At 63.1% G+C, this 13,423-nt stretch carries 14 protein-coding genes; 13 read left to right on the top strand and 1 reads right to left on the bottom strand.

Annotation, left to right across the window (positions count from 1 at the left end):
• Window positions 1-5: 5 nt before the first annotated feature.
• From tsaB to trmB, 11 genes are all read left to right on the top strand, one after another.
• On the top strand, window positions 6-683 hold the full coding sequence (gene tsaB / locus C7I85_RS21440; RefSeq protein ID WP_106726061.1) for a tRNA (adenosine(37)-N6)-threonylcarbamoyltransferase complex dimerization subunit type 1 TsaB: 678 nt from the start codon (window positions 6-8) through the stop codon (window positions 681-683).
• The gene (gene rimI, locus C7I85_RS21435) at window positions 684-1,178 is read left to right on the top strand and encodes a ribosomal protein S18-alanine N-acetyltransferase (protein WP_106726060.1); all 495 of its coding nucleotides are present in this window, start codon (window positions 684-686) and stop codon (window positions 1,176-1,178) included. It begins immediately after the preceding gene.
• A 32-nt stretch (window positions 1,179-1,210) separates the two neighbouring features.
• Window positions 1,211-2,005 carry a lysophospholipid acyltransferase family protein gene (locus tag C7I85_RS21430; protein WP_106726059.1) on the top strand — a complete coding sequence of 265 codons (795 nt, stop codon included), beginning with the start codon at window positions 1,211-1,213 and terminating at the stop codon, window positions 2,003-2,005.
• Window positions 2,006-2,083: 78 nt separating this feature from the next.
• Window positions 2,084-3,481 (top strand): tRNA (N6-isopentenyl adenosine(37)-C2)-methylthiotransferase MiaB, encoded by a 1,398-nt coding sequence (miaB, locus tag C7I85_RS21425; protein WP_106726058.1) that lies wholly within the window; start codon window positions 2,084-2,086, stop codon window positions 3,479-3,481.
• Window positions 3,482-3,547: 66 nt separating this feature from the next.
• Window positions 3,548-4,543: a PhoH family protein gene (locus tag C7I85_RS21420; protein WP_106726097.1), complete on the top strand. Its 996-nt coding sequence runs from the start codon at window positions 3,548-3,550 to the stop codon at window positions 4,541-4,543.
• A gap of 17 nt (window positions 4,544-4,560) precedes the next feature.
• Window positions 4,561-5,067 (top strand): rRNA maturation RNase YbeY, encoded by a 507-nt coding sequence (gene ybeY / locus C7I85_RS21415; RefSeq protein ID WP_106726057.1) that lies wholly within the window; start codon window positions 4,561-4,563, stop codon window positions 5,065-5,067.
• Window positions 5,068-5,094: 27 nt separating this feature from the next.
• Window positions 5,095-6,168 (top strand): hemolysin family protein, encoded by a 1,074-nt coding sequence (locus C7I85_RS21410; RefSeq protein WP_106726056.1) that lies wholly within the window; start codon window positions 5,095-5,097, stop codon window positions 6,166-6,168.
• Window positions 6,169-6,242: 74 nt separating this feature from the next.
• Complete coding sequence (gene lnt, locus C7I85_RS21405) at window positions 6,243-7,835, top strand: apolipoprotein N-acyltransferase (RefSeq protein WP_106726055.1); 1,593 nt, start codon at window positions 6,243-6,245, stop codon at window positions 7,833-7,835.
• A gap of 128 nt (window positions 7,836-7,963) precedes the next feature.
• The gene (locus tag C7I85_RS21400; protein WP_106726096.1) at window positions 7,964-8,383 is read left to right on the top strand and encodes a helix-turn-helix domain-containing protein; all 420 of its coding nucleotides are present in this window, start codon (window positions 7,964-7,966) and stop codon (window positions 8,381-8,383) included.
• Window positions 8,384-8,542: 159 nt separating this feature from the next.
• Complete coding sequence (gene metK, locus C7I85_RS21395; protein WP_106726054.1) at window positions 8,543-9,823, top strand: methionine adenosyltransferase; 1,281 nt, start codon at window positions 8,543-8,545, stop codon at window positions 9,821-9,823.
• A 35-nt stretch (window positions 9,824-9,858) separates the two neighbouring features.
• Entirely contained in the window at window positions 9,859-10,566 is a 708-nt protein-coding gene (gene trmB / locus C7I85_RS21390) for a tRNA (guanine(46)-N(7))-methyltransferase TrmB (RefSeq protein WP_106726053.1), read from the top strand.
• 143 nt (window positions 10,567-10,709) lie between these two features.
• On the opposite strand, the gene C7I85_RS31020 is transcribed toward trmB, so the two are convergent.
• Window positions 10,710-10,958, bottom strand: a complete 249-nt coding sequence (locus C7I85_RS31020; protein ID WP_106726052.1) for a hypothetical protein — start codon at window positions 10,956-10,958, stop codon at window positions 10,710-10,712.
• 164 nt (window positions 10,959-11,122) lie between these two features.
• On the opposite strand from C7I85_RS31020, the gene rimP reads away from it, so the two are divergent.
• Window positions 11,123-11,758, top strand: coding sequence for a ribosome maturation factor RimP (rimP, locus tag C7I85_RS21380; RefSeq protein ID WP_106726051.1), 636 nt, complete (start codon window positions 11,123-11,125; stop codon window positions 11,756-11,758).
• Between the two features lie 40 nt (window positions 11,759-11,798).
• Window positions 11,799-13,391, top strand: coding sequence for a transcription termination factor NusA (gene nusA / locus C7I85_RS21375; RefSeq protein WP_106726050.1), 1,593 nt, complete (start codon window positions 11,799-11,801; stop codon window positions 13,389-13,391).
• Window positions 13,392-13,423: the final 32 nt, after the last annotated feature.

The following is a 13,423-nucleotide window of genomic DNA, read 5'->3' as shown; positions in this document are numbered from 1 at the left end:
CGCTCATGAAGCTCCTCGCCATCGATTGCTCAGCCCGGCTTTGCGCAGCCTGCGTCTACGACGCGGACGCGGGCAAAGAGCTTGGCCGCGAGGTGCTCGACCTCGGCAAGGGCCATGCCGAGCATCTGATGGGCGTGGTCGAAGCAGCGATGAAGGCGGGCGAGCTCGCCTTTGCCGATCTCGGAGCGGTCGCCGTCTCGGTCGGGCCCGGTTCTTTCACCGGCGTGCGCGTCGGGGTCTCTGCCACCCGCGGCCTTGCGCTCGCGCTTGGCATCCCGGCCATCGGTGTCACGACCCTGGAAGCGCTCGCCGCCGAGGCGCGTGCGCTCCACGGGCCACGCACCGTGCTGGCTGCCCTCGATGGCGGGCGCGGCGAACTGCAGGCCGCGGTCTATGACGATGTCGGCGCCACGCTCTTCGAGCCAGCCGTGATCGACCTTGCGCGGGCGACCTCGCTGGCGACCGAATATGTCGCCGCCCTCGCTGGCACGGCTGCGGAAATGATCGCCGCCACCCTGCCGGGGCAGGACACCGTCATCGGGCCTGTCGGCCCGACGGCCGATATCGGCGTCTATGCAAAGCTGGCCGCCGGCAAACAGCCCGGCGAACGGCCAAAACCCCTTTACCTGCGTGAGCCGGACGCCAAGCCGCAGGCCGGCTTCGTCCTGCCGAGGAGCGGTTGAATGCGCATTCCCTTCATCACCTCGCGCCAGCGCGATTTTGTGCTGGAGCCGCTGGCGGCGAAGGACAGCGATGCCGTCTCCCTGCTGCATCGCGAGGATTTCGTGCGGCCATGGACGGGCGGCGAGTTCGCCGACCTTTTGGCCCAAAACACCGTGTTTGGCTACGCCGCGCGCGAGGTCGGACGCGGCAATGAAGCGCCTGTTGGCTTCGTGCTGGCGCGGCTCGTCGCCGGCGAAGGCGAAATCCTGACGATTGCGGTGGCCCGCGCCTACCGGCGGCAGGGGCTCGGCTGGAAGCTGATGGATGCTGTGCTGCGCGAGCTTCATGCGCAGCGCGCCGAGGCGCTGTTCCTCGAAGTCGACGAGACCAATGCAGCGGCGATCGCGCTTTACCGCCGGCTCGGCTTCCGCGAGGTCGGCAAGCGGGCCGACTACTACCGTGCCCCCGGCAGCGGCGCCAATGGCGCGCTTGTCATGCGCCGCGACCTCCGCTAGCGAATTTGGCGGTTGGAGGAACGGCACGGCGAATGTTTGCGAAGCTGCGGATAGGTCTGGCGCTTCTCTGCGTCGCGGTCGGGTTGGCCCTGCTGGTGCCATTCGCCTATCTCGGCGTCAAAACCGGGCTCTATAAGCCACGGCGCATACGGCGCTGGTGCAACGCGCTGATCCTGCGCGCGCTCGGCTTCCGTATCCATGTGACCGGAGCGATGGCAAAGAACCGCCCACTCCTGATCGCAGCCAACCACGTTTCGTGGACCGACGTCATGGTGCTTGCCTCGTTCAACGACGTCGCCTTCATCGCCAAGTCGGAAATGGCGAAGTGGCCGCTCATCGGTGGGCTGACGCGCCTGCAGGGCAGCATTTTCGTGGAGCGTGACCGCAAGCGCAAATCGGGCGAGCAGGCCAGCGAAATCGCCAGCCGCCTGGCTTCGGGCGATGCCGTGGTGCTGTTTGCCGAGGGAACGACCGGCGACGGCAACATATTGCTGCCGTTCAAGAGCACGCTCTTCGGCGCGGCTAAGCTGGCCATCGACGAGGGCGGTGCCGACAAGGTCTTCATCCAGCCGGTCGCCATCAGCTATACGCGCCTGCAGGGCCTGCCCATGGGGCGCCAGCACAGGGCGATCGCGGCCTGGGTGGGCGACCAGGACCTGGTGCCGCATGTCAAGGATCTGCTGGCCGAAGGCGCCATCGACGTGGAAGTTCATTTCGGTGAGCCGCTGGAATTTTCGGAAGGCACCAGCCGCAAGGAGACTGCGCGGAAGGTCGAGGACAGCGTGCGCAGCATGATGAACCAGGCGCTGCGCGACCCCAAGCGCTAATTCGTCACAAAGCGTGCCGAGAAAGGCCCGCCAAGAAACGTCTGTTTTTTGCCATCGAAAAGCGTTAGAAGCCGGCCCATGGAACTGGAGCAGATTTCACAGGACGGCGCCGAGACCCTCAAAGGGGCGGCAGGAGCGGCCAAGAAGGTTTTCGTGAAAACCTACGGCTGCCAGATGAACGTCTACGACTCGCAGCGCATGTCCGATGCGCTGGCCGCCGACGGCTATGTCGCGACCTCGACCATGGAGGACGCCGACCTTGTGCTGCTAAACACCTGCCATATCCGTGAGAAGGCCGCCGAAAAGGTCTATTCCGAGATCGGCCGCATCCGCGAGCTGAAGGCCGAGCGCGCCAGGAATGGCAGCGAAATGGTCATCGGCGTCGCCGGCTGCGTGGCGCAGGCGGAAGGCCGCGAGATCATCCGGCGCGCGCCGGCGGTCGATCTGGTGATCGGCCCGCAGACCTACCACCGCCTGCCCGAGGCGCTGAAGAAGGTGCGCGGCGGCGAAAAGGTCGTCGAGACCGAATACGCGCTGGAAGACAAATTCGACCATCTGCCGGAGCCCAGGCGCGCCGAGATCATCAGCCGTGGCGTGACCGCCTTCCTGACGGTGCAGGAAGGTTGTGACAAGTTCTGCACCTTCTGCGTGGTGCCTTACACGCGCGGCTCGGAGGTTTCGCGCCCCGTGGCCCAGATCGTCGCCGAAGCCGAGCGCCTGGCGGCTGCCGGCGTGCGCGAGGTGACGCTGCTTGGCCAGAACGTGAACGCCTGGCACGGCGAGGGCCCGGACGGCAACGAATGGGGCCTTGGCCGGCTGCTGGTCCGGCTTGCCGAAATCCCCGGCATTGCGCGGCTCCGCTACACCACCAGCCATCCGCGCGACATGGACGACGAACTGATCGCCGCCCATCGCGACCTGCCTTCGCTGATGCCTTACCTGCACCTGCCGGTGCAGGCGGGTTCGGATCGCATCCTGAAGGCGATGAACCGCAAGCACACGGCGGCCGACTATCTGCGCCTGATTGAGCGCATTCGGGCGGCGCGGCCGGACATTGCGATGTCGGGCGACTTCATCGTCGGCTTCCCGGGCGAGACCGATGAGGATTTCGAAGCGACGTTGGAGCTCGTGCGTGAAGTCAACTACGCGCAGGCCTTCTCATTCAAATATTCGTCGCGTCCCGGAACGCCCGGTACGGAGATGAAGGACCACGTCGCCGAAGAGGTGAAGGACGAGCGCTTGCAGCGCCTCCAGGCACTCTTGAACGAGCAGCAGACCACTTTCATCGAAGGGCTGGTGGGCAAGACCGTCGAGACGCTGATCGAGAAGCCGGGCCGTCAGCCGAAGCAGATCGTCGGCCGGTCGCCCTGGCTGCTGCCGGTTATTCTTGATGAAAATGCCGGCAAAATCGGTGAGATTGTTACTGCGCGAATCACGAGCACGGGCCACGCCAGCCTGTTCGCCGAGCGGGCCTGAGGGCACCCAGATGAGGAGATACGGTTGAACGCCGACGCGAAGAATGTGCCCTCCGGGGCATCGGACATGGCGCATATCGTTCTGACCTTCGACAACAACAAGCTTGCCAGTGCGCTCTATGGCCAGTTCGACGAGAACCTGGCGCGGGTCGAGCAGAAGCTCGGTGTCGACATCAATTCACGTGGCAATCGGCTGACTATCAAGGGCGACCCGGTCGCAGCCGAGCAGGCGCGCCGCGCGCTCGATAATCTCTACGGCATCCTGCAGAAGGGCGTCGAGATCAGCCAGTCCGATGTCGATGGCGCCATTCGCATGGCCATGGCCGCTGACGATCAGCTCACCTTGCCGACGCTGGAGCGCAAGGGCAAGGTGGCGGCGGCGCAGATCTCCACGCGCAAGCGCACCATCTACGCCCGCTCGCTGAACCAGGACGCCTATATGCGCGCGCTGGAGCGGGCCGAGCTTGTGTTCGGCATCGGCCCGGCCGGTACCGGCAAGACCTATCTGGCGGTGGCGCATGCCGCCATGCTGCTGGAGCGCGGCATGGTCGAGCGCATCATCCTGTCACGTCCGGCTGTCGAGGCCGGCGAGCGGCTGGGCTTCCTGCCCGGCGACATGAAGGAAAAGGTCGATCCCTATCTGCGTCCGCTCTATGACGCGCTCTACGACATGATGCCGGCCGACAAGGTCGAGCGCGCGATCGCAGCCGAGGTCATCGAGATCGCGCCACTGGCCTTCATGCGCGGCCGTACGCTGTCGCACGCCGCCGTCATCCTCGACGAGGCGCAGAACACCACGTCGATGCAGATGAAGATGTTCCTGACCCGCCTGGGCGAGAACTCGCGCATGATCGTCACCGGCGATCCCAGCCAGATCGACCTGCCGCCGAACACCCGCTCGGGGTTGGTGGAAGCTCTGCGCATCCTCGACAATGTATCGGGCGTGGTGACGGTGCGCTTCAACGACACCGACGTGGTCCGGCACCCGCTGGTCGCCGAGATCGTGCGTGCCTATGAGCGCGACGGCAAGATCGAGCGCGGCCTGGGCGCATCCGAACGCTGATTGGCCGAAAGCACTCCATGCAAAATTCTGTAGAGCCGAACGCGGCAGCGCTTCCCGTTGAAATCGACCTGATGGTCGAGGCTGGTAGCTGGCCTTCGGAAGAAGAGCTCGAGGCGCTGGCGAGGATTGCCGTCGCCGCCGCCGTCGCGGAGACCGGCGCCGCCGTCCCCACAGGCACCGAGCTAAGCCTCGTCTTTTCGGATGATGCCCACATCCAAATGTTGAATGCCGAGTGGCGCGGCAAGGACAAGCCGACCAACGTGCTGTCTTTCCCGGCTTTTCCGACCAAGCCCGGCCAGCCATTGCCGCCGATGATGGGCGACATAATTCTTGCGGCAGAGACGGTCGATCGCGAAGCGGCACTGGAAGGCAAGCCGCGCGCACATCATATTACTCATCTGGTGATCCATGGCTTCTTGCATCTCATGGGCTATGATCACGAAACTGACGCAGAAGCGGAGGAGATGGAGGGCCTGGAGCGCCGGGCGCTGGCTAGACTTGCCATCCCCGATCCTTACGCGTAACAGACAAGATCAACCAACCGGACGACGATGAACGAAAACCCAGATACCGCCGCCGCCAGATCGGACGTCGGGGGCGCGCCCAACGGGCCTGAAAGCGCCGAAGAGGGACCTAGTCCCAGTACGAAGCCGAGCAGTGCAGCAAGCGATCACTCCCATGACCGCCCCTCGCTGTTCGGACGCCTGGCCGGCCTCTTCAAGCACCGAAACGGATCCAGCCTGCGCGATGACCTGACGGACGCGCTGGCAGAAAGCACCGAAGCGGAAGGGTTTTCGCCCGGCGAGCGGGCGATGCTCAACAACATCCTGCGGCTGCGCGAAGTGCGCGTCGAGGATGTGATGGTACCCCGCGCCGATATCGAGGCGGTGGAAATCACGACGACACTGGGCGATCTGATGGTGCTCTTCGAGCAGTCGGGCCATTCGCGCATGCCGGTCTATTCCGAAACGCTCGACGACCCGCGCGGCATGGTGCACATCCGCGACGTGCTGGCCCATATCACCAAATTGGCCCGCACAAAGAAGGGCCGGCAGACGAAGAAGCCGCCTACCGGCGCCGTGCTGGACTTTGCCAATGTCGATCTCGCACGCACGCTGGGCGAGCTCAATCTGATCCGCACCGTGCTTTTCGTTCCGCCTTCGATGCTGGCATCGGACCTGATGGCGCGCATGCAGGCCTCGCGTACGCAGATGGCGCTGGTCATCGACGAATATGGCGGCACCGACGGGTTGGTGTCTCTGGAAGACATCGTCGAGATGGTCGTCGGCGACATCGAAGACGAACATGACGACGAAGAGCCGCTGATTACCCAGACGGCCGAGGGCATCTATGTGGTCGACGCCAAGGCCGAGATCGATGATGTTGCCAAGATGATCGGCGAGGAGTTCACGCCCGGCGAGCATAGCGAATATGTCGACACGATCGGCGGCATGATCTTCAACGCGCTCGGCCGCGTGCCGACCCGTGGCGAAGTCGTCCAGGCGATCCCCGGCTTCGAATTCCATGTGCTCGACGCCGATCCGCGCCGCGTCAAGCGCGTGCGGATCGTGCATAGCCAGAAGGGCGAGCGACGCCGCCGCTTGCCTCGTACTGAGCAGGCCTGAGTGCCGACAACGTTTGGAACGATGGCCTGTTGCTGCTAAATCTTTTGCGTGATTCTCGCGATGAGGGGTCGCGCATGGAGCGCCTAGCAGGGCGGATAATTTTGCTGTGGGGTTGGCGGCGGGCACTCACGGCATTCCTGGCCGGCGCGCTGGCCACTTTCGCGCAGGCGCCATACGACTTCTTCGCCGCCTGCTTCGTTTCGTTTCCGGTTCTTGTCTGGCTGCTCGACGGTGCCGCCGCTCCCGCCTCTGCGGGACCTCTCCGGCGCATGCTGCCGTCATTTGCCACCGGTTGGTGGTTCGGCTTCGGCTATTTCCTTGCGGGTCTGTGGTGGATCGGCGGGGCGGTGCTGGTCGAGGCTGACAGCTTCGGCTGGGCGCTGCCGCTGGCCGTCATGGGAATTCCAGCCCTTCTCGCGTTCTTCTACGGGTTTGCCTGTCTGGTCGCCCGCCTGGCCTGGAGTAACGGTATCGGCCGTATCTTCGCCCTGGCCTTCGGCTTCGGGCTCGCCGAATGGCTGCGGATGTTCCTCTTCACCGGCTTTCCGTGGAATGCGATCGGCTATGCGGTGATGCCGGTGCCGCTCCTGATGCAGAGCGTATCGGTGATCGGCCTGGTCGGTATGAACGCGCTGGCCGTGTTTGTATTTGCGATGCCCGCACTCTTGGCCGGGCAGCGCCACCTCAAGGCGGGCCTGGCGCTTGCCGTGCTGCTGGTCGCTGCGCATGTCGGCTTCGGATATTGGCGGCTTTCGGTTCCCGTGAAAGCAGACGGGCGCAGCGTTGCGGTCCGCATCGTCCAGCCGAACATCGATCTGAGCGAGAAATGGGATGCCGGCGTGCGCGACCGCATCTTCCGCACGATGCTGGACCTGTCCGGGCAGCCGCCCGAAAGCGGCGGCGCCAAGCCGGAGCTCATCCTCTGGCCCGAGACATCGGTGCCGTTCTATTTCACCGAACGTCCCGACGCTCTCGTCGCGCTGGGCGATCTCCTGGATCGCGGACAGATGCTGATTGCCGGCGCAATGCGCGGAGAGGCCGGCATTTCGGGTAAGGGCGAGGCCCGCTATTACAATTCGGTCGTCGCCATCAACGATGCCGGCGAAATCGTCGATGCGGTCGACAAGGTCCACCTCGTTCCATTCGGCGAGTACATTCCTTTTGCCGATCTGCTCGGACGCTTCGGGCTGGAGCAGTTGGTCGCCGGGCCGATGAATCTGGCGCCGGGGAATGAGCGGCACGCGATCTCGCTGCCTGGCGGCGTCAGGACACTACCCTTCATCTGCTATGAAATCATTTTTCCCGATCTGGTAGCAGTTGACGTTGCGTCAACTGATATTATTGTAAATGTTACAAATGATGCGTGGTTTGGCGACACGCCGGGCCCCTATCAACATTTCCGTCAGGCGCAGATCCGCGCCGTGGAAACAGGGCTGCCGCTGGTGCGCGCAGCCAATACAGGGATTTCCGGGGTGGTGGATCAGCGAGGTCGTATTGTTGATGCCCTGTCGGTGAACACCCGCGGCACCATCGATGCCACTGTTCCGATTGGCGGTCACGACGCGACGCTATTGGGCGGCAATCGCTTTAACGGTTTGGTCATCCTGTTTTTTGTCGGCGCTCTTGGGGTTGGAATGGGGTTTGGACAACGTCAGCGCCTGAATTGACACTTTATATATTAGAGAATCATAGTACGCCGCCCTAAAAAGGCGATCTTGGCGAGACGGGGGATGTGGGCGTTCTCGCCGCCGGATGGAAAAGAAAGCAGAAAAAGCCGGAGCGCGGCGAGGAAGACATGAACGAAAAGGAAAATAAGAAGAAGCCCAATCCGACGGACGTTTATGTCGGAAGCCGGATAAGACTACGTCGAAATATGCTTGGAATGAGCCAGGAAAATCTCGGCGAACAGCTTGGAATAACCTTTCAGCAGATACAGAAGTATGAGAAGGGCACGAACCGCGTCGGCGCAAGTCGACTTCAGGCCATTTCTTCGACCCTTGGCGTGCCGGTTTCCTTCTTTTTCGAGGACTTCCCGAGCCAGGATGGGGCGTCTGGCAAAGGTTTCGCCGAAGAATCTTCCTCCGGTTTTGGCCTGGATTTCGTCACCAGCCCAGAAGGCCTTCAACTCAACCGTGCGTTCTTCAAGATCTCTGATGTCAAGGTTCGTCGCAAGATCATCGAGCTCGTCAAGGCACTTGCCGCGGACGACGACTGACCCGCGGCGACCGGCGCAAGGTCGCCGATTTCAGGTCGCCAATTCCACGAAGGGCTTGATCCACGAAAAAACCGAGCTTGACTGGCTCCGCGCGGGTTCGCTAACGGTGTCTGGCCAAATGCGGCATCCTGCCGCTCGTTCTTTCAAGAGGGGACACCCGTGACGCGGCAAAACTATCTCTTCACCAGTGAATCCGTATCCGAAGGCCATCCCGACAAGGTCTGCGACCGAATTTCCGACGAGATCGTTGACCTGGTCTATCGTGAGGCCAAGAAGGCTGGAATGAATCCGTGGGACGTGCGCGTTGCATGCGAAACGCTCGCCACCACCAATCGTGTCGTGATCGCCGGCGAAGTTCGCGTGCCGGCGACGCTGCTGAAATCCGACAAGGATGGCAAGCCGCTGCATGACGCCAAGGGCCATCCGATCATCAACCCATCCAAGTTCCGCTCCGCCGCCCGCCGCGCGATCCGCGCCATCGGCTACGAGCAGGACGGCTTCCACTGGAAGCACGCCAAGGTCGACGTTTTGCTGCACGCCCAGTCGGCCGATATCGCCCAGGGCGTTGACAAGGCCGCTGACGCCAACGCCGAAGGTGCCGGCGACCAGGGCATCATGTTCGGCTATGCCTGCCGCGAGACCCCGGACCTGATGCCGGCGCCGATCTATTACAGCCACAAGATCCTGGAGCTGCTCTCGGCCGCACGCCGCGAAGGCAAGGGCGATGTCGGCAAGCTTGGCCCCGACGCCAAGAGCCAGGTGACCGTTCGCTATGTCGACGGCAAGCCGTTCGAAGTCACGCAGATCGTGCTTTCGACCCAGCATCTCGACCCGAGCTGGGATTCGAAGAAGGTTCGCAGCGTTGTCGAGCCCTATATCCGCGAGGCACTGGGCGAGCTGAAGATCGCCGAAAACTGCAACTGGTACATCAACCCCACCGGCAAGTTCGTAATCGGCGGTCCTGATGGCGACGCGGGCCTCACCGGCCGCAAGATCATCGTCGACACCTATGGCGGCGCGGCCCCGCATGGCGGCGGCGCCTTCTCTGGCAAGGACACCACCAAGGTTGACCGTTCGGCCGCCTATGCAGCGCGCTATCTGGCCAAGAACGTGGTCGCCGCCCGGCTCGCCGACCGCTGCACAATCCAGCTGTCCTACGCCATCGGCGTTGCGCAGCCGCTGTCGGTCTATGTCGATCTGCACGGCACTGGAAGGGTTGACGAGGCGGTTCTCGAGAAGGCTCTGCGCGAGGTGATGGATCTGTCGCCCTCGGGCATTCGTCGTCATCTCGATCTCAACAAGCCGATCTACGCCAAGACCACCGCCTACGGCCATTTCGGCCGCAAGCCGGGCCGCGACGGTTCCTTCTCCTGGGAGAAGACCGACCTGATCAAGGCCATCAAGGACGCTGTGGCGGCCGAAGACGCATTGGCGGCCTGAGTTCTCAGGCCGCCGCAACTACCGGACTTCTTGTCATGAATGCTGAAACACGGCCCAGCCGCTCGAGCGAAGCTTTTTTCGGGCGGCGCCATGGCAAGACCATCCGGCCTTACCAGGCGTCGGCGCTCGATGCGGGGCTTGCCAAATACGGGCTTGACCTGTCCGAGCCCGCGCCGGCGGATGTTCGCACCCTCTTCTCCGCTCCCGTTGCAGATGTCCGTCTGGAGATCGGCTTCGGCGGCGGCGAGCACCTTTATCACATGGCTTCGCAGCACCCTGGTACGGGCTTCATCGGCGTCGAGCCGTTCGTCAACGGCATGGCGCGCCTGATGACGACGATGGCGGAAAAGCCGCTGCCCAACCTGCGGGTCTACGATGACGATGCGGTGCGGGTGCTGGACTGGCTGCCAGAAGGCACCATTTCCGGCATCGACCTGCTCTATCCGGATCCTTGGCCGAAGAAGCGGCACTGGAAGCGTCGCTTCGTCGGCAGGGCCAATCTTGATCGCTTCGCCCGTGTGATGGCGAAGGGAGCGAAATTCCGCTTTGCCTCCGACATCGACACTTATGTGAACTGGACGTTGCAGCATTGCCGCGCCCATCAGGCGTTCGAATGGCAAGCTGACAGCGCTGCCGACTGGCATACCCCCTATGAGGGCTGGATCCGCACGCGCTACGAGGCAAAGGCCGTCAGGGAAGGGCGCCGTTCGGCCTATCTGACCTTCCTGAAGGTTCCGGCTTAGCGTCTTTCGCTACGCCGACGAATGCGCAGTCTGCGGCTGGGCGGCTGTTCATTGCAGCTGTCGCAGTCATGCGCCTCATCGTACGGGCGCAGAGCTGGCGCGGTTCGCCGACGAGGATTGAACCCGGACGGGTATTTTCGCGATTAGAAGCGGTTAATCCTGCGGAATTCCTCGGCGTCGAGGCCGAGACGGTGCAGGTTGCCGGCATAGGTCTGGCGACCGTGCGATACTGCCGAGGCTGCGGCGATCGCGTTGCCGAGAAGCATGAAGAGTTCGCCCAGCTTGGAGTTACGCTGGCGGGTAAACATGATAATTTCCTTTTGATGTTGCACTGCAGCATAAATAGCTGATGCCGGCCGAAAGCGCCAGAGCGTGCCGCGCAGGGCAGCCATGCGGCCCGCACATTGGTGGATTTCCCTTGTTGGCGGTGCCGTCGCGGGCTTGAAAACGGCCGGACCTTGGGCTATGTAAGTTTCAAATTCTTGGTCGGTATGACGGAGAGTGGGTCCATCCGGTCCCGCTCTTTTTTGTTACCGGCTTCAGCCCTGGAAGCAGAATGACGGCAGAGACTGGCAATATCGAAGGCGACGACCGTATCATCCGCGAGAGCGGCGTAGACGCACGCGTGGCGGCGATCATCGCGCCTGTGCTGCGCGCCACCGGCTTCCGGCTGGTTCGCGTGCGCCTCTCGGGCCAGAACGGCCTGACGCTGCAGATCATGGTCGAGCGCGAGGACGGCACGATGACCGTCGAGGACTGCGAAGAGGTGAGCCGCGCGGTTTCGCCTGTTCTCGATGTCGATGACCCGATCGAGAAGGCCTACCATCTGGAAGTCTCGTCGCCCGGCATTGATCGCCCGCTGGTGCGCAAGGTCGATTTCACGACCTGGGCCGGCCATCTGGTGAAGCTCGAGACCTCCATCCTTGTTGCTGATCGCAAGCGCTTCCGCGGCCGGATCGGCGAAGCGGACGAGGAAAGCGTGGTGATCGAGCGCGACCAGCCTGCCTATGGCGAGGAGCCGACGGTGCGGATTCCGTTTGAGACGATCGCCGACGCAAGGCTGATCTTGACCGACGATCTGATCCGCGATGCGCTGAGCAAGGACAACAAGGCGCGCAAGGAAGCCAAGAAACGCCGCGGCGAAGAAGTCGACGAAGACAGCGCGGAAGACGAAACCGAAACCGAAGAGTGATTGAACGGCCGGCCAGCCGGCGTTGTTCAGGGAGACCAAGATGGTAGTCAGTGCGAACAGACTTGAACTGCTGCAGATCGCCGATGCGGTCGCGCGTGAAAAGTCGATCGACAAGCAGATCGTCATCGCTGCGATGGCCGATGCGATCCAGAAGGCCGCACGCTCGCGCTACGGCCAGGAAACCAATATCCGCGCCGACATCAATCCTCAGACCGGTGAGATGAAGCTGCAGCGGCTGATGGAAGTCGTGGAGACCGTCGAGGACTACGCGACGCAGATCGCGCTTTCCTCGGCGCGCGAGCGCAATCCCGATGCCCAACTCGGCGACTTCATCGCCGAACAGCTGCCGCCGATGGATTTCGGCCGCATCGCCGCCCAGTCGGCCAAGCAGGTCATCGTGCAGAAGGTGCGCGAGGCCGAGCGTGATCGTCAGTACGACGAATACAAGGATCGCATTGGCGAGATCGTCAACGGCACGGTCAAGCGCGTCGAATATGGCAACGTCATCGTCGACCTCGGCCGTGGTGAGGCGATCATCCGTCGCGACGAGCTGATCCCCCGCGAAAGCTACAAGTACGGCGACCGCGTCCGCGCCTATGTCTACGACGTGCGCCGCGAACAGCGCGGCCCGCAGATCTTCCTGTCGCGTACGCATCCGCAGTTCATGGCGAAGTTGTTCACCATGGAAGTGCCGGAAATCTACGACGGCATCATCGAGATCAAGTCGGTGGCCCGCGATCCGGGCTCGCGCGCCAAGATCGCCGTTATCAGCCGTGACTCGTCGATCGATCCCGTCGGCGCTTGCGTCGGTATGCGCGGTTCGCGCGTCCAGGCCGTCGTTGGCGAGCTCCAGGGCGAAAAGATCGACATCATTCCGTGGTCGCCTTCGGCCGCGTCCTTCATCGTCAACGCTTTGCAGCCGGCGGAAGTCGCCAAGGTCGTTCTCGACGAAGACGCCGAGCGCATCGAAGTCGTGGTGCCGGATGATCAGCTGTCGCTGGCCATCGGTCGCCGCGGTCAGAACGTGCGCCTGGCCTCGCAGCTCACCGGTTGGGACATCGACATCCTGACCGAGCAGGAAGAGTCCGAGCGTCGCCAGAAGGAATTCGTCGAGCGCTCAACGCTCTTCATGGAAGCCCTCAACGTCGACGAGATGGTCGGTCAGGTGCTGGCTTCGGAAGGTTTTACCAGCGTCGAGGAAGTCGCCTATGTCGACTCCGACGAGATTTCGTCGATCGACGGCTTTGACGAGGACACCGCCTCTGAAATCCAGCAGCGCGCCCGCGAATATCTCGACCGTATCGAGGCCGAGCATGACGCCAAGCGCAACGAGCTGGGCGTTGCCGACGAGCTGCGCGAAATTCCGGGCATCACCACCGCCATGCTGGTGGCACTCGGCGAGGACGGCGTGAAGACGGTCGAGGACTTCGCCGGTTATGCGGTCGACGACCTCGTCGGCTGGAAGGAGCGCAAGGACGGCGAAACCAAGTTCTATCCGGGCGTTCTGGCGAGCTTCGGCGTTACCCGCGCCGATGCCGAGCAGATGGTCATGGCCGCGCGTCTCAAGGCCGGCTGGATCACCGAGGAAGAGGCTGTCGCCGAAGAAGGCGAAGCCGAAGCCACCGGTGAGTGAGGTGGCCGCGCATCAACCCGGATATGACCTTG

It is taken from the genome of Pseudaminobacter soli (ex Li et al. 2025), from assembly GCF_003012705.1.
GTDB classification, from domain to species: Bacteria; Pseudomonadota; Alphaproteobacteria; order Rhizobiales; family Rhizobiaceae; genus Pseudaminobacter; species Pseudaminobacter soli.
This window is presented reverse-complemented; position numbering and strand designations above follow the sequence as displayed.